This is a genomic window from Roseinatronobacter monicus, assembly GCF_006716865.1.
GTDB classification, from domain to species: Bacteria; Pseudomonadota; Alphaproteobacteria; order Rhodobacterales; family Rhodobacteraceae; genus Roseinatronobacter; species Roseinatronobacter monicus.
On record NZ_VFPT01000001.1, the window covers coordinates 2688418 to 2705965 of the forward strand.

At 62.1% G+C, this 17548-nt stretch carries 17 protein-coding genes; 2 read left to right on the forward strand and 15 right to left on the reverse strand.

The features are described from left to right. Positions 1-10: 10 nt before the first annotated feature. The 4 genes from BD293_RS12805 to BD293_RS12820 form a co-directional block, all read right to left on the reverse strand. Positions 11-556 carry a hypothetical protein gene (locus BD293_RS12805; RefSeq protein WP_142082319.1) on the reverse strand — a complete coding sequence of 182 codons (546 nt, stop codon included), beginning with the start codon at positions 554-556 and terminating at the stop codon, positions 11-13. A 556-nt stretch (positions 557-1112) separates the two neighbouring features. Next, positions 1113-1430 (reverse strand): HPF/RaiA family ribosome-associated protein, encoded by a 318-nt coding sequence (locus tag BD293_RS12810; RefSeq protein ID WP_142082322.1) that lies wholly within the window; start codon positions 1428-1430, stop codon positions 1113-1115. A gap of 70 nt (positions 1431-1500) precedes the next feature. Next, positions 1501-1983 carry a dihydrofolate reductase gene (locus BD293_RS12815; RefSeq protein WP_142082324.1) on the reverse strand — a complete coding sequence of 161 codons (483 nt, stop codon included), beginning with the start codon at positions 1981-1983 and terminating at the stop codon, positions 1501-1503. A gap of 4 nt (positions 1984-1987) precedes the next feature. Next, the gene (locus tag BD293_RS12820) at positions 1988-2767 is read right to left on the reverse strand and encodes a thymidylate synthase (RefSeq protein ID WP_142082328.1); all 780 of its coding nucleotides are present in this window, start codon (positions 2765-2767) and stop codon (positions 1988-1990) included. Positions 2768-2880: 113 nt separating this feature from the next. Here BD293_RS12820 and BD293_RS12825 point away from each other — a divergent pair, with 113 nt between their 5' ends. Together BD293_RS12825 and BD293_RS12830 are read left to right on the forward strand one after the other, a co-directional pair. Beyond that, positions 2881-3309 carry a VOC family protein gene (locus BD293_RS12825; protein ID WP_142082330.1) on the forward strand — a complete coding sequence of 143 codons (429 nt, stop codon included), beginning with the start codon at positions 2881-2883 and terminating at the stop codon, positions 3307-3309. A 350-nt stretch (positions 3310-3659) separates the two neighbouring features. Continuing rightward, a complete protein-coding gene (locus BD293_RS12830) occupies positions 3660-4397 on the forward strand; it encodes a rhomboid family intramembrane serine protease (RefSeq protein ID WP_170207133.1) in 738 nt (245 codons plus the stop codon). A 2-nt stretch (positions 4398-4399) separates the two neighbouring features. Here the strand turns inward: BD293_RS12830 and tpiA are convergent, their stop codons facing one another. From tpiA to BD293_RS12885, 11 genes are all read right to left on the reverse strand, one after another. Then, positions 4400-5134, reverse strand: coding sequence for a triose-phosphate isomerase (gene tpiA, locus BD293_RS12835; RefSeq protein WP_142082335.1), 735 nt, complete (start codon positions 5132-5134; stop codon positions 4400-4402). A 51-nt stretch (positions 5135-5185) separates the two neighbouring features. Beyond that, complete coding sequence (locus tag BD293_RS12840) at positions 5186-5578, reverse strand: HesB/IscA family protein (RefSeq protein ID WP_142082338.1); 393 nt, start codon at positions 5576-5578, stop codon at positions 5186-5188. Between the two features lie 4 nt (positions 5579-5582). Then, positions 5583-6122 (reverse strand): sugar O-acetyltransferase, encoded by a 540-nt coding sequence (locus BD293_RS12845; RefSeq protein WP_142084564.1) that lies wholly within the window; start codon positions 6120-6122, stop codon positions 5583-5585. 29 nt (positions 6123-6151) lie between these two features. Continuing rightward, complete coding sequence (locus BD293_RS12850) at positions 6152-6508, reverse strand: SUF system Fe-S cluster assembly protein (RefSeq protein WP_142082342.1); 357 nt, start codon at positions 6506-6508, stop codon at positions 6152-6154. A 100-nt stretch (positions 6509-6608) separates the two neighbouring features. Further along, the gene (gene hslU, locus BD293_RS12855; RefSeq protein WP_142082346.1) at positions 6609-7913 is read right to left on the reverse strand and encodes an ATP-dependent protease ATPase subunit HslU; all 1305 of its coding nucleotides are present in this window, start codon (positions 7911-7913) and stop codon (positions 6609-6611) included. Then, a complete protein-coding gene (gene hslV / locus BD293_RS12860; RefSeq protein ID WP_142082349.1) occupies positions 7910-8461 on the reverse strand; it encodes an ATP-dependent protease subunit HslV in 552 nt (183 codons plus the stop codon). Before hslV ends, hslU begins: the two co-directional genes overlap by 4 nt. 104 nt (positions 8462-8565) lie before the next feature. Beyond that, a complete protein-coding gene (gene trxA, locus BD293_RS12865; protein WP_142082353.1) occupies positions 8566-8886 on the reverse strand; it encodes a thioredoxin in 321 nt (106 codons plus the stop codon). Between the two features lie 36 nt (positions 8887-8922). Beyond that, a complete protein-coding gene (gene addA / locus BD293_RS12870; protein ID WP_425467931.1) occupies positions 8923-12282 on the reverse strand; it encodes a double-strand break repair helicase AddA in 3360 nt (1119 codons plus the stop codon). Continuing rightward, positions 12266-15196 carry a double-strand break repair protein AddB gene (addB, locus tag BD293_RS12875; protein ID WP_142082360.1) on the reverse strand — a complete coding sequence of 977 codons (2931 nt, stop codon included), beginning with the start codon at positions 15194-15196 and terminating at the stop codon, positions 12266-12268. The genes addA and addB overlap by 17 nt, the downstream gene beginning before the upstream one ends. 11 nt (positions 15197-15207) lie before the next feature. Then, complete coding sequence (gene tsaE, locus BD293_RS12880) at positions 15208-15711, reverse strand: tRNA (adenosine(37)-N6)-threonylcarbamoyltransferase complex ATPase subunit type 1 TsaE (RefSeq protein ID WP_142082363.1); 504 nt, start codon at positions 15709-15711, stop codon at positions 15208-15210. A 55-nt stretch (positions 15712-15766) separates the two neighbouring features. After that, positions 15767-17419 carry a cytochrome-c peroxidase gene (locus BD293_RS12885; protein WP_246086293.1) on the reverse strand — a complete coding sequence of 551 codons (1653 nt, stop codon included), beginning with the start codon at positions 17417-17419 and terminating at the stop codon, positions 15767-15769. Between the last annotated feature and the right edge of the window lie 129 nt (positions 17420-17548).

The following is a 17548-nucleotide window of genomic DNA, read 5'->3' on the forward strand; positions in this document are numbered from 1 at the left end:
TACCATTTGATTAACCACCCACCCTTGGCAGTCCAAGCCCGAAGGCCGTTGGCCCCAAAGGTGCCAATGCCGTATCAACTGACCCGGAAACGCAGTTGCGCATCATCAGGTCGAGCGCGGACGCCCCGCGCGGCAATGCGCGCCCGCCCGTTTGAGCGCGCCTGAAAGCAAGGACACAGGTGATATCGCCGCCCGGACGCGCGACAGTATATGTGATGTCGCCATACTGATCGGACCGTGCAGTCAGCGCGCTGTCGGTGATATTGGAAAAAGGGCTGGGTGTGCCGCCAAATTGCGCCAGCACATCTCTGAGCACCAGACGCGTGCCGCTTGCGCTGCGCGTTGTTTGGGCGCGCAGCAGTATTGTGTTCTCTCCGGCAAAGGACGTCGTATTTGGCAAGGTGACGCGCTGCTCGGTCGCTGTGCCAAGATCACGTTCCATGACAAGCATCGCTGTGGGGACATTGATATAGGCACGCGATGGCGGAACGATGCGATATTCGTTCAGCGCCTCGGCCAGTTCTGTCGGGCTGGAATTGCTGCCTGATGATGTCATCTGACATCCAGAGAATGCAGTGACGGTCAGAAGCAATGCCCCTGCCGCTGCAATACCACGCGCTGTGTGTTTGTGCCGCGTTACCGTTGAATCCGATTTCGCAAACGTATTGTTTTCTATCATGACCTGTCCGACAGGATGCAGACCTGTTGACGCTGCGCGACTGGGCCAAGCCCACACGCGCGCCCTTGGTCAGCTATGGTCTGAAGACCACGCCTGTTCCTTGCCTCTGCCTCTGTTCCGAGCCCACTCTTTGCGGTGGATCACAGCTTTATTTTATGTCCAAAAATCGTATTTCTACACGAACGATAATACATATCGTCTCAAGATTAAGCAATCTTCTTAGGAGGGTGCGGCGAAGAGAGTACGGGGGCAAGAATGGCTCACAACCCTACCGCGACCCATCTGTGAGCCATCACACGCTCCTATAGTGTGCCTTAAACATCATTACCACATATAGGTCGCATAAATAGGCCAACTACAAGATACCTGTGATTTTCCGGTGGCGAGGCTGTGTTGCGCAACAGCAACAAAGCCTCGCGTTTCAACCGATGGCTTAGCGCCGCGCGCGCTGTTTGCCCAGCTCGCGGTCCAGAATGTTGCGCATCTTGTCAACGGCAGCGGTCACTGCGGACTGGATCGTGTCGGCCGTGGCCGTGGCGGTGACGGGCTGACGCCCTTCAAGGCGGGCTTCGACCATGCAGCGCTTGTCATCAGGGCCGCTCTTTTCTGCATTCTGGTCTTGCAGATGCACTTCGATCCGCGTGATCGGCCCAGAGACGGCACCGAGCTTCGACTCCAGCACGGTTTCGACGAAGCGTACGACGTCTTCGCGCCCCGCGATGGTGTTGTCGGTGTTGACCTGAATCTGCATGGTGTCTGTCCTTTCATAGTGTCTGAACTGGATTTATGCATTCAGACGCATGGCTGCAATCACTTGGCGCTTACTTGCGCAGAAATTCGTGAATGACACAGCGGGGGCCCGCGTCCCGAACAGGCAGGCGGGTGTTCAGGTGCCACTGGGCGGGGTCAAATTCGGGAAAGAACGTATCGGCACCGGGCACGTCCAGATCAACCTCGGTAATCAGAAGCCTGTGCGCCAATGGCAGAAAAGCGCGGTATATGCCTGCGCCGCCAATCGCATAATGGCGCAGATACCCTGTTGCACGCGCTTGTGCGACCGCCCCCTCCAGCGGCAGGAACAGCGCGTCGGTGCCGTCATCTGCAGGGCGCGAGGTCACTACAATGTTCAACCGGCGCGGCAATGGCCGTTTGGGCAGGCTGTCCCATGTGTTGCGCCCCATGATGATGGCACCGCCAAGGGTTTCGCGCTGGAAAAAGGCCAGATCTTCGGGGGCGTGCCACGGAATGGTGTTGTTCATGCCAATAGCGCCATTGCGCGCGCGCGCCACAATCACTGTTATCATGGCGCTATACCGCGACCGGGGCTTTTATCGCGGGATGCGGATCGTAGCCGTCGATGCGGAAATCCTCAAACCGGAAATCGAAAATGCTATCGACATCGCGCAGGATCTGCATGTGCGGCAGCGGCATGGGGGCGCGGGCAAGTTGGGTGCGGACCTGATCCATGTGGTTGGAATAGATATGCGCATCGCCCAACGTGTGCACGAATGTGCCCGGCACCAGCCCTGTCACCTTGGCCAGCATCAGTTGCAGCAGCGCATAAGAGGCGATGTTAAAAGGCACCCCGAGGAACATATCGGCAGACCGCTGATAGAGTTGCAGATGCAGCTTGCCGCCCAACACGCGCACTTGCCACAAGGTGTGACAGGGCGGCAGCGCCATATCGGGCACATCGGGCGGGTTCCATGCCGACACGATCATGCGGCGGCTGTCGGGGCTGTCAGTGATCTGGCGCAGGAGTTCGGAAATCTGGTCAACACCGCCGAAATCGCGCCACTGACGCCCGTAAACCGGACCAAGATCGCCCTCTGCATCGGCCCATTCGTTCCAGATCGAGACGCCATTTTCCTGTAGATACCGGATATTCGTGTCACCCGACAGAAACCACAGCAATTCATGGATGATGGATTTCAGATGCACGCGTTTGGTGGTGACAAGCGGGAACCCGTCGGCCAGATCATAGCGCATCTGCATCCCGAACACCGACAGGGTGCCGGTGCCGGTGCGGTCATCTGACGGCACTCCGTGATCCAGAATATGCTGCAATCCGTCCAGATACTGTTTCATTGCGCCCTTAACCTACCAGATGAAGTGGGGCGCAGCATAAGCTGGATAGGATTGATTCTGAAACCCCCATTGCACCGCGCGGGGGGACTGTTATCTTCATGTGAAAAGGGAGATTGAACATGCGCTATCTGCACACAATGGTTCGGGTCAAGGATCTGGACACCTCGATCGCATTCTACAAACTGCTCGGCCTGACCGAGATACGCCGCAACGAGTCCAAGGCGGGCCGGTTCACGCTGGTGTTCATGGCCCCGCCAGACCAGCCGGAATGCCCGGTTGAGTTGACCTATAACTGGGACGGTGATGATGGACTGCCATCTGACAGCCGCCATTTCGGGCATCTGGCCTATGCTGTCGATGACATTTACGCGAAATGTGCGGAATTGCAGGCCGCAGGCGTCACCATCAACCGGCCCCCGCGGGACGGGCGTATGGCCTTTGTGCGCTCGCCTGACAATATCTCGATCGAGCTGCTGCAAGCCGGTGATGCCCTTCCCCCGCAAGAGCCTTGGGCAAGTATGGAGAGCACCGGACATTGGTGAGCCCGCGCCGCATTTGACGCTGACTGGCTAAAACACCGATTCGCGCGGCGCGGTGCAAATGGGGCGTGACTGTGCGTGACAGTCACGCCTTTACTGCGCACGTTGGAAACAAAACATGCCGCGCCGTGCATTGTTTCCAAACGCAGGACAAAAACTGGGAAAAATTGTCAGGAAAGCGGCAATGGTTTGACATGGTCCATAAAGATGCTGCCATCTATTTTCATCATGGTTTTTATGTAAATTTATCGAAGCTTTTATTCGCCAGACTTTTTGCGATTGAGAGCGACACCCGACTGTATGCGGCTGAAGTCACGCCGGCAAAGACCATTCAAAGGACGGATTGCCCCCTTATGAAACTTGTCTCACGCCGCAAGAGCAGCACTCCAGCAAGCCCGAAGCACTTGCATCAGGTTGACGAGAGTGTCAAAGCCGCATTCATGGGGCCACGACATATTACCTTGCCAACACACGCCAACGCGCGGGCCGTCATCTGGGTCGTTGGGCTGACATGCCTTGCAGAGGTTGTGCTGACGCTGGCCGAAGCGGCGGGTTTGGGCGGGCTGGCGTTGCGGCGCACATTCCTGTTGCACGGCGCGTTCTGGAACGGGCTGTTGGCAGGCTGGGAGCCTATGTATCCGTTCCAGCGCGAGGCTATGTTTGTCACTTATGCCCTGCTGCATGGCGGATTGTTGCATCTGATCGGCAATATGGTGGCGGTGCTGGCCCTTGGCGGCATTGCCGTGGCGCGGATCGGGCAAAAAGGGTTTATCCTGCTTTACGCCATCTCGGCCATCGGTGGCGGCGTCGGGTTTGCCTTGCTGTCAAACAGCGAGACGCCAATGGTGGGCGCGTCCGGTGCGGTCTTTGGGTTGATCGGCGCTTGGAAGTTCTGGGAATGGCAGATGCGCCAGCATCTTGGCAGCCCCATGCGGCCCCTGTGGCAATTCATGCTGGGGCTGGTGTTGCTGAACCTTGTCTTATGGCTGGCTTTGTCCGGTCTGCTGGCATGGGAAGCGCATCTTGGTGGCTTTGTGGCCGGTGTACTGTTTGCGGCCATCGTCACCCCAAGCCTGCGCTACCGGGTCTAGGGTCAGGCCGCCTCCAACGCGGCGATGATCGCGCCGAAATCCACCGCTTTCAGCGATGCCCCGCCAACCAGCGCACCATCGACATTGGCAATGGCGAATATCTCGGCGGCATTGCCGGGCTTGACCGACCCCCCATAGAGCAACGAGATCGCCTGATCCGGCAGGTTCGCGCGCAAGGCATCATGCACTTCGGTGATCTGTTCCAGCGTCGGCGTGCGCCCTGTGCCAATGGCCCAGACAGGCTCATACGCAATAACGGTATTGGCCGAGGTGGCCTCGTCGGGCAGGGATTGCGCCAGTTGGCTGAGCACCACATCCAGCGTCTGGCCCGCGTCGCGCTGGGATTCAGTCTCGCCTATGCAGATGATGGCGACAAGCCCTGCTGCGTGGGCGGCGGCGGCCTTCGCGGCCACCTGCGCTGACGTCTCGGCATGGTCGGCGCGGCGTTCGGAATGGCCCAGAATAACTTGTCGCGCGCCTGCATCGGCCAGCATTTGCGCAGAAATGTCGCCTGTATGTGCGCCTGTGGTCTGCGCATGGCAGTCCTGCCCGCCAACCATCACGGCACTGCCGCTTAGCGCGTCGGCCATAGCGCATACGAGCGTGGCCGGGGGACACAGAAGGATACCGCATTTGGCGTCAGGAAAACCGGCTGCCAAGGCGCGCGCTTCATCAAGATCGGCGCGCAGACCGTTCATTTTCCAGTTTCCGGTAGCGAGTTTGCAAGCATGCGACATGGCAATATCTCCTTTTTAACCAGAGATACGCGCCCTGCGCGCGCGATGCAATCAGCCGGTTGCCTTGGCCTGGCCCATACGGGCCGTCAATGTCTCGACATCATCAAACTTGATGGATTCGCCGCATCCGCAGGCTTCGGTCACGTTCGGGTTGCGGAATTTGAAGGCACTTTCGATCAATCCCATTTCATAATCAATTTCGGTGCCGAACAGGAACATCTGCGCCATTGGCGCGATGATGACGCAGGCATCGTCCTGCACCACCAGTTCTTCATGCTCCTGCACCTCCTGCGCGGTCTCCATGGTGTATTCCATGCCCGCACAGCCGCCTTTCTTGACACCCACGCGTAATCCCTTCGCGCCCTCGCGCTCCATCAGGCGGCGGATCTGGCGCACGGCAGCCGGCGTCAGTGTCACAGGGGATTTTCCGGGTATTCCAAACATTATCTTATCCTTGTCCGTCAGTCTTTGGCAACATGCGCGCAGGGGTGCCCGCAACTGTTGCGCCTACGCCCACATCGCGGGTGACAACCGCCCCCGCCGCAATGATCGCGCCGTCACCGATGGTGACACCGGGTAGTATGATCGCACCACCACCGATCCAGACATCTGCGCCAATGGTGATCGCGCGCCCCCACTCTTCGCCCAATGCGCGGCGGGCCGGGTCGCGCGGATGATCCGCAGTCAGGATCTGCACATTCGGTCCGATCTGGGTGCGTGCACCGATGCGCACCTCGCAAACATCGAGGATCACGCAGTTGAAATTCACAAAACAGCCCGCGTCGAAATGAATATGCTTGCCATAATCGACATGAAAGGGGGCGCGGATGATGGCGTCATTCCATGTGCCCAACAACTCGCGCATCAACTCTGCGCGCACATCCTCGCCGTCAATCGTCTGGTTATAGGCCCGCATCAGACGCTGTGCGCGGCGCCGGATCGTGACCAGTTCAGCCGCGCCCGGATCATAGGGCGCGCCTGCAAGCATCTTGTCGCGCTCCGACACGCGGCCATCCATTACATGAACCCCAGTTCCAGCCGTGCTTCGTCCGACATCATGTCCATGCCCCATTGCGGGTCAAAGGTCATTTCAACATCCACCGATTGCACACCGGGCACCGCACTCATGGCATCCGACACCCAGCCCGGCATTTCGCCCGCGACAGGGCAGCCAGGGGCTGTCAGCGTCATGATGACATTGACCTTGCCCTCATCTTCCACGGTGATCGTGTAGATCAGGCCCAGATCATAGATATTCACCGGGATTTCAGGGTCATAGACAGTCTTGCACGCCTCGACCAGCGGCTCGTACAGCGGGTGCTCCGTGCTGGAGGGCTTGATCAGCAGATCGCCTTCGTTTTGTTCAGTGCTCATGCGCACCCCTTCCGCATAAATGGGCGCGGGGCTTAGGTTCCCGCTATACCTGACCAGTTATATAAGAAAAGATCGGCGCGCGTCCAGTCCAGTCGCTTGGTTACAACACGTAGCGGCTCAGGTCAGCAGATCGTGACAGATCGCCCAAGTTCGTCTCGACATAATCTGCATCGACGACAACCGTCTCGCCGCTTCGGTCTGGCGCATGAAACGACAATTCCTCGAACACGCGCTCCATCACGGTATAAAGCCTGCGCGCGCCAATGTTCTCGACCGACTGGTTCACATCGGCGGCGATCTTGGCGAGGGCGGCGATTCCGTCTTCGGTAAAGCTGACCTCCAGCCCCTCGGTCCCCAGCAGGGCCGTGTATTGGCGTGTCAGTGCGTTGTCCGTCTCGGTCAGGATGCGCACGAAATCCCCCTCGGTCAGGGCGCGCAATTCCACGCGAATGGGCAAACGGCCCTGCAATTCGGGCAAAAGGTCCGAAGGTTTGGCAATATGAAAGGCACCGCTTGCGATGAACAGAATATGATCGGTCTTGACCGGCCCATGTTTGGTGCTGACGGTCGTGCCCTCGATCAGCGGCAGCAGATCGCGCTGCACCCCTTCGCGGCTGACATCCCCGCCCCGCATTTCGGACCGGGCACAGACCTTGTCGATCTCGTCCAGAAAGACGATGCCGTTTTGCTCGACCGCCTCTAGGGCGGCAGCCTTGACGGCCTCATCATCCAGCAGCTTGTCAGCTTCCTCGGCCACCAGCAGATCATGGCTTTCCTGCACGGTGACCTTCTTGCGCATGGTGCGCCCGCCCATCGCCTTGCCGAATAACTCGCCCAGATTCATCATCTGCCCGCCCTGCTGGCCGGGCATGTCGAACATGGCCCCCATCGGGTTGGAGGTATCTGCAATCTCGATCTCGATCACCGTATCGTCCAACTCGCCCGCCAGCAGCTTGCGGCGGAACATCTCGCGCGTGCCTTCGCGCGCGCCCTCGCCTGCGATGGCCGCAATCACTCGGTCTTCGGCGGCTTGTAGCGCGCGGGCTTTCACATCCTCGCGCATCTGCGCGCGGGTCATCACGATGGAGCTGTCCACCAGATCGCGGATGATCTGCTCGACATCGCGGCCGACATAGCCCACTTCAGTGAATTTCGTGGCCTCAACCTTCAGAAACGGCGCGCGCGCCAGCTTTGCCAGACGGCGGCTGATTTCGGTCTTGCCCACACCTGTGGGGCCGATCATCAGGATGTTCTTTGGGTAAACCTCTTCCTGCAAATCGGCAGGCAATTGCTTGCGCCGCCAACGGTTGCGCAGGGCCACCGCCACGGCGCGCTTGGCGTCCTTCTGGCCGATGATGAAACGGTCAAGCTCCGAGACTATCTCGCGCGGGGTCAGGTCGGTCATGCGCTGATCTTCTCCACTGTCAGGTTGCCATTGGTGTAGACACAGATATCCGCCGCAATCGCCATTGCGCGCCGCGCCACATCCTCGGCAGAAAACTCTGTTTCCATCAAGCCGCGTGCGGCGGCCAGCGCGAAATTCCCGCCCGATCCAATGGCTGCGACATCATGTTCCGGTTCCAGCACATCGCCTGCGCCGGTGATCACGAACATGTCGCGCCCGTCGCTGACAATCAGCATCGCTTCCAGCTTTTGCAGATATTTGTCGGTGCGCCAGTCTTTCGCCAACTCAACGCTGGCCCGCGCCAACTGGCCGGGGGTGGATTCCAGCTTCGCTTCCAGCCGCTCCAGCAGCGTGAACGCATCGGCGGTCGAGCCTGCAAAGCCTGCGACAACATCAGATCCGCCGGGCGACAGCCTGCGCACCTTGCGCGCAGACCCTTTGATGACAGTCTGGCCCAGACTGACCTGCCCGTCCCCTGCCACCACAACTTCGCCGCCACGGCGCACAGCAATGATGGTTGTGCCGTGCCATCCGGGAAATTCGCTCATCGCGCCCTCATTTTCTTGCCAGAAATACTCCCGCCGGAGGCGCATCTTTCAGCATGCACCCCCACTGGGGATTTGGGCGCGACCGGGGCCGCGCCCTGTCAGGCTTACACTGCGCCTTCGATCCAGCTTTGCAGTGCGGATTTGGGGGCAGCGCCTGTCTTGTTCGACACAACCTGCCCGTCCTTGAACAAAAACAGCGCCGGAATGCCGCGAATGCCCATCGAGGCGGCGGTGTTGGGGTTTTCGTCCACATTCACCTTGGCGATCTTGATGCGGCCGTCAAATTCGGCGGCGAGTTCTTCCAGTGCCGGGCCGATCTGCTTGCAGGGGCCGCACCATTCGGCCCAGAAATCCACCACGACGGGAATGTCGGACTGGCGCACTTCGGCATCAAAGGTGGCATCGGTAACAGCTATTGTGGGCATCGGCCTCTCCAATCTGGGTTTGGGTTCATGGTCTAACTATGCCTCGCGCGCAGCGGATTCAAGCGCTGCCCGCGCAAGGGCGGCATCGGTGAGGGGGGCGGGCAGGTCCATCACCTCTCCCGTCGTGGTCCAGAGCAGCGCCACGCGGATCTCGCGGCCGGCAAAAACCTGCGCCAAGGCCTGCCGATACGCGCCCATCTGGCGCAACAGCCCCTCGGGGACATCCTGCGCGCGGTCCGGCACAAGCCGGTTGGATTTGTAATCAACCGCCAGCACATGCCCGTCATTCACCACCATCCGGTCAATGATGCCAAACAGGAGTTGGCCCGCCAGTTCTGCGGTTATTTCAACCTCTGCCAGTGTTCCGGGCGCAAAAAGCGGCGCATTGGCGGGGGTGTCCAGCACATTTGCAACTTCGAGCATCAGATCGGCCAGATCGGCTGGCACCCCCTCTTCTGTGTTGGCAAGAAGATCGCGCGCGGCCTGCTCCCACCGGTCGCGCGGCCAGAGCGGCAGATGTTCCAGCAACACATGCAGTTGCGCGCCGCGTGCAAGGGCCAGTTCGCTGACCTCACCCGCCTCGCCCGACAAGGCTTTGGCACCGCCAAGGTTCGACGGCGACAGCACGCGCGGGCCGGGTGCGGGGGGCGCTGCGCGGTCCCATAGCAGTGCTGGCACCGCGTCACGCGATGCGGATTGCTGGTCTTTTGCGTGGTCCGCAGCAAGCGGCCAGTCCAGATGCTGATGGCGCAGGCCTGTCCCTGTCGGAAAGTCACACGCGACAGCGCCGACATGGCCCAGCCCGTCGGCAATGCGATTGTACCAGCATTCGGGCGCTTTCACAGTGCCCGCCCCCGCCACAATCAGCCAGCTTTCCGCCCGCGTCATCGCGACATAGAGCAGGCGCGCATCTTCCTGCGCGCGCAAATCGGCGGCCGCGTCAATGGCGGCTTGCAAGCTGGGCGGCGTGTCATCCTTGCTGCCGCGCCAGCCCAATGCCCCGCCAAGATCGTAAAACTGTCGCCGTTCGGTTGCGGAATAATCGGCGGTGTCGGGCAGAATGACCACGGGTGCTTCCAGCCCCTTGGCACCATGCACAGTCATCACCCGCAACCGCCCGCCTGCGGCGTCCAGCTCGCGTTTGATCTGCACATCGCCATGATCCAGCCATGCAAGAAAGCCGGTCAGGCTGGGAACCTCGAGGCGTTCATAGGCCAATGCCTGCGCCAAAAAGGCGTCGATTCCGTCCTCTGCCTCATTCCCCAGACGCGCGATCAGGCGGCGGCGGCCTTCATGGCGGGTCAGCAAGCGCTCGATCAGGTCATAGGGGCGCAGGAAATCTGTCTGGCTGCGCATGTCATTGAGCACGTCCAGTGTTGCGGCATCGCCGCTTTCGCGCAGTTTGGTCCACAAATGCGCGCCCCCGCGCCCCTGCGCCAGCCGGAACAGCGCATCCTCGGACCAGCCCAGCAGGGGGGCGCGCAGGCAGGCGGCGAGCGACAGGTCATCTTCCGGGGTGGCGAGAAAGGCCAGAAATGCGGTCAGGTCGCGCACGGCCATCTCGCCGCCCAGCCGCAACCGGTCAGCGCCCGCAATTTCCAGCCCTTCGGCCTTGCACGCGGCAATAATCTCGTGGAACAGCGCGTTGCGGCGGCGCACAAGGATCAGCACATCCCCTTCCGAGAGGGGCCGCGCGCCGCCTTTTTCCGGCACGGCTATGCGCGCATCAATCATGGTGCGCAACTCAACCGCGATCTTGCGGGCCAGTTGGCGGTGGTGGTGTTCTTCGGGCAGCACATCGACCGGGTCGAACCAGTCAGGCTTTTCTGGCGCATCGGGCCGCGCGATCACCGGCCACAGATCAACCCGTCCGGGCTGGCTGGCGTTGAAGGCAATATGCTGCGGCGGGCCGCCCAGCCCTGTATCACGCGGCGGGTGGAATGTGGCATCGACGGTGCGCAAAATCGCATCGGACGAGCGAAAGGAATGCGCCAGAAGCGCCTCATTCAAGCGCAAATCGACATGGGCCAGCTTTTCGCGGAATTGCGCCTGCATCTGGTCAAACACGGCCAGATCGGCCCCTTGAAAGGAATAGATCGACTGTTTCTTGTCGCCCACCACGAACAAGGTCCGGCTGGCGTCACGTGCGCCGATGCCTGCGGTGAATTCCTGCGCCAGTTGTTCAACCACATGCCATTGACCGGGCGAGGTGTCTTGCGCTTCATCCACCAGAATATGATCAACCCCGCCATCGAGTTTGAACAGCACCCATTGCGCCACCGATGGATCGGTCAGCAACTGGCCCGCGCGGGCAATCAGATCGTCAAAATCCAGCCATGCGCGCGCCGCTTTGGCCTGCGCATAGGCGGGCAGAAAGGCGCGCGCAAAGCGGTGCAGCGCGATGGCGCGCGTATAGGCCACCAGCCCAAGGCGGCGGGTACGCGCCCCTTCAACCCGCGCCATCAACTGGTTTAGCGGATCAATCAGCGCGCCCAAGGCCTTTTGCGTGGCTTTGGTGGGGAAACTGCCGATCTTGGCGGTGAAGGGCTCTTTCGCGCCCGCCCCCGTCAGAAAAACCCCTTCCAGCGCAGTCAGGGTGGCCAGATCGGGACTGCCAAAGGCGATCTGGCGCAACTTGGCGGCGGCCTTGGTGTCGTTTGTGCTGCCCATATCCAGATAGGGCAGAACCTCATCCATCAGCGCCGCTTCACTGCCCAGACACACCTCGGCCAGAAGCTGGCTCTCGTCATAGGCGGGCGGCAGATCAAGTGCTGCGCGCAACGCGGCTTCCGGCACGTCGCCGTCAAAGCTGCGTGGATGGCTGCATATTTCGCGCAGCAGATCATCCAGTTCCGCGCCGGTGAACACAGCTGCCAGACCGCCTAACGCGGCCTGCCCCGGCCCTTCGGCCAGCGCGTCCAGCACATCCGAACGCAGCGCATGGGCAGAGCGGTCGTCCATTTCGGTAAAGGCCGGCGACAGCCCCGCTTCCAGCGGAAAGCGGCGCAAAAGTGCTGCGCAGAAGGAATGGATGGTCTGGATTTTCAGCCCGCCCGGCGCTTCGATCGCGCGGGCGAACAGGCGGCGGGCATCGGCCAGACTGTCGCCCGGTTCTTCGTTAATGCGGGCAAGGGCGGCGCGCAAATCCCCCTCAGGCAGCATGGCCCATTTGCCCAACAGGCCGAACAGGCGGTTTTGCATCTCGGACGCGGCGGCCTTGGTGTAGGTCAGGCACAAAATGCGCTGCGGCTCTACCCCGCGCAGCAGCAGGCGCGCCACGCGGTCGGTCAAAACCTTGGTCTTGCCGGAGCCCGCATTGGCCGACAACCAAGTCGAATCCAACGGACTGGAGGCGCGGTTCTGCGCAAGGGTTGCTTCGTCAAACTGCATCTTCATCCCCCACAGGCACGACAACAGGCGCGTCCTGCATCACCCATTCGCCAAAGCGCGACAGGTGGTCATAGTCCGACACCTCGCGTTCATGCAGCAACATGCGCCGCGCGGGAAACCCCTTTTTCGGTTCCAGATAGGCGCGGATCAGGTCTTCGAACTGTGCACGGGTTTGGGCGATGATCGCGGGCGTGATCTCGGTCATTTCCGGCTTGGGGCTGGAGCCGAGACCCAGATAGGTGATCTGGGCGACCTCGCGCAGGCCCAGCGCCTCAAACGCGCCAGCATCAGCCATCATCGCCTGCAACAAAAGCTGCTTGTCGAAATGTTCCTGCATCTTCTTGGTGGGGGCCTGTCCGGTTTTGTAGTCGATGATATGGATGCGCCCGTCGGGCCATTCATCAATGCGGTCGGGCTTGGCGGTCAGGGTAAAGGCGGGGTCATTCAAGACCAGCGCGCCGCCCTCTTCCAGCATCAGCACGCGCCCCGGCTGCGCCAGATGGAATTGCAAGAACGCAGCCGCTGCCCGCGACATGCGCGCCTGCCACAGAATGCGCGCGGCCGGCCAAGGCACCTCGCGCGCCAAAACGTTCTCGGCCATGCGTGTCAGTTGCGCAAAGGGGTCATGTTCGAGCGCGGCGCGGGTGAAATCCTCTAGCACCTTGTGCAACACTGTGCCGCGCAACAGGGCATCGGGCGACGGGTGCAGCGGGTTCAGCTTGCGCAAGCCAAGCACATATTTCGCATAGGTTTCATAAGGGTCACGGATCAGCCGGTTGATGGCTGTCACCGGCAACTGGCGCGGGCGCGCACTGACAGGCGGGGCGGGGGCGGGGCGCGGGGCGCGCATATCCGCCGGGATGGTGCGAAAATCGGCGTCAAAGCCCTGCGCCATGTCCAGCCATGCCTGACCGCGCGCGCGCATCTGCTGCAAGGCAGGCTTCCCCGCGTCTGGCAACCCGTCCAGCAGGTTGGTCAGCCGGTTGAGCCAGCGCGAAGGCACGGTCTGCGCCTCGGAATTGCGCACGGCGCGGCTAAGGATAACTTCGCGCGCCGCGATGGCTTGCTGAAAGTCATGCGCCGCAAGGCCGATCTGGCGTTCGGGCAACAATAGCCCCGCATCCGCACGCATCCGGCGGTTCAGCCAAGGGTCGGGATCGGGCGCTTTCGGCCAGACCCCCTCATTCAACCCTGCCAGAATGACCAGATCCGCGCCTTGCACGCGCGCCTCCAGCGTGCCCCAGATCATGATGCCGGGGTGGGCGCTGACAGGTTCGCGCACCTCGAACCCTTGCAGATAGCTGGTAAGGAAAGCGTCATAATCGGCGGGGTCAAGCGCGCCGCCATGTCCTGCCTCGCGCGACAACTCCGCCATCGCGCGGTGGGCCTGCTCGCCTGCGGCGGCGCGCCACAATTCGCCGGTGCCCCCTTGCGGGCCCCCTGCCAGCGCTTCGGCCAAAGCCAGATGTGTGGCGACATGGTCGGCCAAGGGCCGCGCGGCGGGGTCGGGCATGGGGGGCAAGGTGGCAATCAACCATTCTGCCCAATCGGCACATTTGGCCGCGACACCAAAGCCGCGCAAGAAATCGGCATCGGGAAAGGCCACACCCTTGCGGCGAATGCGCAATTCCAGATCGCGCGTGTGCAGCAGATGATCGCCCCGCCCGCCCGCGCTATGGGTCAGCGGGTGTTTGAGCAGGGTCAACAGCGCCTGCCCGTCCAGCTTGCGGCGCATGATGCCTGCGATATGGCGCAAAAATCGCCCCGGCGCGGACATGGCCAGCGGGCGGCCTGCGCTGTCATCAGGGGTGATGCGCCAGTAATCCAGTGCCGCGCTGACCTGTCGCGTCAGGTCGCGGTCAGGGGTAATCAGGGCGGCGCGCTGGCCTGCCTCGGCCGCGTGGCGCAGGCGCAAAGCGATGGCCTGCGCTTCCATGCGCGGCGACGGGGCTTCGATCAGGGTCAGGCCCGCACACCCTTCGGCAATGCCTTGCAGGTTTGGTCCGTCCTGCATCCATTGATCGGTGACAGGGGCGGGGCGCAGGGCCAGCGACACAAGCCGGTTGCGCGCGGGCGCAGGGGCGGGGGCATCGTGCCACGGGCGCACCTGTTCTGGCGCGCTGTCCAGCGCATTGCACAGGCTGAGAAAGCGGTATTGCGGATGATCCTCGGGGGCGGCCCCTTTGGCCAGATCGTCCCATGTCGCGGCGGGCATGTCGAAATCAAACCCCGGCAAAACCACAGCCCCTTGCGGCAATTTCGCCACTGCCTGCATCAGCAGCGCGGTTGTGCCGCGCGAGCCGGTTGAGCCTGCGATGATGACCGGGTCTGCGGGCGGATGGGTCTGCCAATGGGCAATCAACGCCTCGGCCTGTGCGCGGATACGCCCTTCGGCATCGGGCGCATCTGCCTGCACCACCTGTTCGGCCAGATTGATAAAGGCCAGACTGCGTGCCCAATGGCCGGAATGGCGGCTGACATCCAGATCGCGCAACACCTGCGGCGGCACGCCTTCGGCCTGCATTTCGGCGAATAACCGCGCCAAGCTGTCGGCCAGATCATAGATCGCGCTGCGCGGGGCCAGATCGGGGGCGCTGCGCAGCAACTTGTCGATCAGTTGCGCCAGTTCCAACCGTCTGCGCAGGGGCGGCATGGGCGGCGGCAACAGGCTTGCTCCCTCAAACAACAGCGGTGCGCTGATAAGGCGGATGCGCGGCAACAGCCCCGGCCCTTGCGCCACCAACGCCTCTCGGACACGGGTCCGCATACGCGCAGAGTTCACCAGCAGCGTGACGCGCGCGCGGGCCTCAGGGGTCAAGGGGGTCAGGCGGGCTTGCAACCCGTCGGCAAGTGCGCGCGGGAAGTCCACGCCTGCGGGCAAGGCAAACAGATGTGCGTGGCGGGGATCATCTTGAAACATTGCCACTCCTGTCAGGCGGGGCCGCTATGGGCAGTTGCAAGCGCGCGCAGCAGATCAGACCAGCGCGGGTCAGTGGCCGCGAAGTGCAGCGCGCGGGCGTCAGGGTCAACGCCGGGTTCCAGCGTCAGATGCAGCGCCGATGCAGGGCGATATGTGCCCAGCCGTTCGGGCCACTCGACAAGGCAGATCGCTTCATCAAAGGCCTGTTCCAACCCCAGTTCCAACGCATCATACGGGTCTGACAGGCGGTAGAGGTCGGCATGCCACAACTCGACCGCGTCCAGATCATACGTCTGCACCAGCGTAAAACTGGGCGAGGGCACATCTTCATAGCGCCCAAGCTCTGCCAGCCGCGCCTGTATCAGCGCACGGGCAAACAGGCTTTTGCCTGCACCCACAGGACCGGACAGCAAAACCACATCACCAGCCACAAGCCCCCGCGCCAGCCGCGCGGCAATCGCGGCGGTTTGCTCTGGCGCGGAACTGGTCAGGTGAAGGGTGCAATCATCACTCATCAGAGGGTTCTGCCATGTCTGCCGGACCACTGCCAGACCTGAATGCTTGCCCGGTCTAATCGGGAATATCCAACCCGCTGGGCACCGCATCCGGCACACCAAACCGCCCTTGCAGCGCGACGGGGTCGTCGAGCGTTTCCAGAAAGGAAATCAGCAGCGAAATTTCATCGTCTTGCAAGATGACAAGCGGGCGCTGCGCCATTGCGCGGGCGGCGGCCGATGTGATCAATTCGCGCTGGTGGGCATCGCGCGTGGCGGCGTAATCATCCGCATCTTGCCCCAGATCAGGCAGAACGGCCTGCGGCTGATAGGCAGCAAGCCCTGCGACCGGGTCCAGATGATGGCGCAAAAAGGCGCGCAAGTCGGCAAAGGCCCCTGCATGGCCCCAAGGGCCGGTTTGCAGCACATTGCGCAGCATGGGTGTGCGAAAGGCATACGCATCCGCCGGGTCCAGCGTTACAGCCGCGCGCCCGATATCGCGGGTATAGCCATCCGCGTCACGCTCCTTGCCCGGCCCGATCGGGGGCTGGCCCATGGCGTGGAATTTCTGGTCACTCAGCAAAGGGCCGGAATGGCAGGATGCACAATTCGCGCGCCCGTAAAACAGGCGCATCCCTTCGCCAGCTTGCGCCGACAGGGCCGCAACCTCGCGCAGATACTGGTCGAAAGGGGTCTTATCGGCGCGAAACTCCACCTCGATAAAGGCCGCAAGCGCATTCGCAATCTCGTCCATCGTGACAGGGGCGCTGTGCCCGCGCCACGCAGCAAACGCAGCGCGGTAGGCTGACAGCCCATCCACCCGCGCGGCCAGCAGCGCCCATGCGCCGTCATCACCATGAATACGCTCTGCCGCAACGGCGTCGGCAATCGGGTTATCACCGGGGCGACCTGCCATTTCTTCTGGTGACAACACAGGAAACATCGCCTGCGCCGCCAGAAGCGAGTCGAGCGCCATGTAGTCAAGCGGGCCTTGCGGGGTCAGAAACCTGCCGGGGGTATCGGGGGGCATCTCAACCCGGCCATCGTGAAACAGGGTCCGCACATCCCGCGCCCCAAGGTTCCAGAGGGCGGGCGCATTGCGCGGAATGCGCCGCACCGCTGCATGTGGCCCTTCGGGTGTGCGCGCCTCTCCCAAACCTTGCGCGCCTGTGCCCAGACCCAGCGAAACCCCATCGCCCGCAGCAAGGCGGGGATGGTGGCATGTGGCGCAAGCGATATCTTTATTGCCCGACAGGATCGGGTCAAAGAACAACAGATGGCCAATGCGGGCCAGCGTGTCATCCACCTCGCGGTAACTCTGGTCGGTCAACGGGTCTGGCAGCCCCTTACTCTGGCGGTGCAACACGTCTTGGGTGATGGGCCGCGTTGCAGGTCGCGGGGCGCGCAAAGGGGCATGGCTGGGGGCCGCCCCTTGTCGCGGTGCCGGCACAGCGCGCGCCCGCGGGGCGGCGACAGGGTGTGCGACCTCGGGCGCGGACGGGGTCAGAAACAAATCTTGCAGCAGGCGGCTGGCCTCTGGGTCGCCTGCTTGCTCCAACCTGCGCAGGGCGGTGAAGGCGGTGAAGAAATCGCCCTGCTGCATGGCGGCATAGCCTTGGTTCAGCGTTTGCCCCTGCGCCAGTTTGACACCAAAACCCGCAGCCAGACTGGCCACAAGCGCCGCCGCGCATAGACGCGCACCCGTGTTTGACAGGCAGAGTATTTTCATTTCATCACAATCACTGATCGGGCAATGCAGCCCAGTTTACCGCCCCTGCCGGGTTTGACAAATGTATTCCGCCCAAGGTTGCGGGTGCATGGACAATTTTGCACGCCAAAGTGACAGGGCTGCACAATG

Coding starts and splice junctions, on each gene's coding strand:
- BD293_RS12805 (WP_142082319.1), bottom strand. CDS start 556: ATGACATCATCAGGCAGCAATTCCAGCCCGACAGAACTGGCCGAGGCG.
- BD293_RS12810 (WP_142082322.1), bottom strand. CDS start 1,430: ATGCAGATTCAGGTCAACACCGACAACACCATCGCGGGGCGCGAAGAC.
- BD293_RS12815 (WP_142082324.1), bottom strand. CDS start 1,983: ATGATAACAGTGATTGTGGCGCGCGCGCGCAATGGCGCTATTGGCATG.
- BD293_RS12820 (WP_142082328.1), bottom strand. CDS start 2,767: ATGAAACAGTATCTGGACGGATTGCAGCATATTCTGGATCACGGAGTG.
- BD293_RS12830 (WP_170207133.1), top strand. CDS start 3,660: ATGAAACTTGTCTCACGCCGCAAGAGCAGCACTCCAGCAAGCCCGAAG.
- tpiA (WP_142082335.1), bottom strand. CDS start 5,134: ATGTCGCATGCTTGCAAACTCGCTACCGGAAACTGGAAAATGAACGGT.
- BD293_RS12840 (WP_142082338.1), bottom strand. CDS start 5,578: ATGTTTGGAATACCCGGAAAATCCCCTGTGACACTGACGCCGGCTGCC.
- BD293_RS12845 (WP_142084564.1), bottom strand. CDS start 6,122: ATGCTTGCAGGCGCGCCCTATGATCCGGGCGCGGCTGAACTGGTCACG.
- BD293_RS12850 (WP_142082342.1), bottom strand. CDS start 6,508: ATGAGCACTGAACAAAACGAAGGCGATCTGCTGATCAAGCCCTCCAGC.
- hslU (WP_142082346.1), bottom strand. CDS start 7,913: ATGACCGACCTGACCCCGCGCGAGATAGTCTCGGAGCTTGACCGTTTC.
- hslV (WP_142082349.1), bottom strand. CDS start 8,461: ATGAGCGAATTTCCCGGATGGCACGGCACAACCATCATTGCTGTGCGC.
- trxA (WP_142082353.1), bottom strand. CDS start 8,886: ATGCCCACAATAGCTGTTACCGATGCCACCTTTGATGCCGAAGTGCGC.
- addA (WP_425467931.1), bottom strand. CDS start 12,282: ATGAAGATGCAGTTTGACGAAGCAACCCTTGCGCAGAACCGCGCCTCC.
- addB (WP_142082360.1), bottom strand. CDS start 15,196: ATGTTTCAAGATGATCCCCGCCACGCACATCTGTTTGCCTTGCCCGCA.
- tsaE (WP_142082363.1), bottom strand. CDS start 15,711: ATGAGTGATGATTGCACCCTTCACCTGACCAGTTCCGCGCCAGAGCAA.
- BD293_RS12885 (WP_246086293.1), bottom strand. CDS start 17,419: ATGAAAATACTCTGCCTGTCAAACACGGGTGCGCGTCTATGCGCGGCG.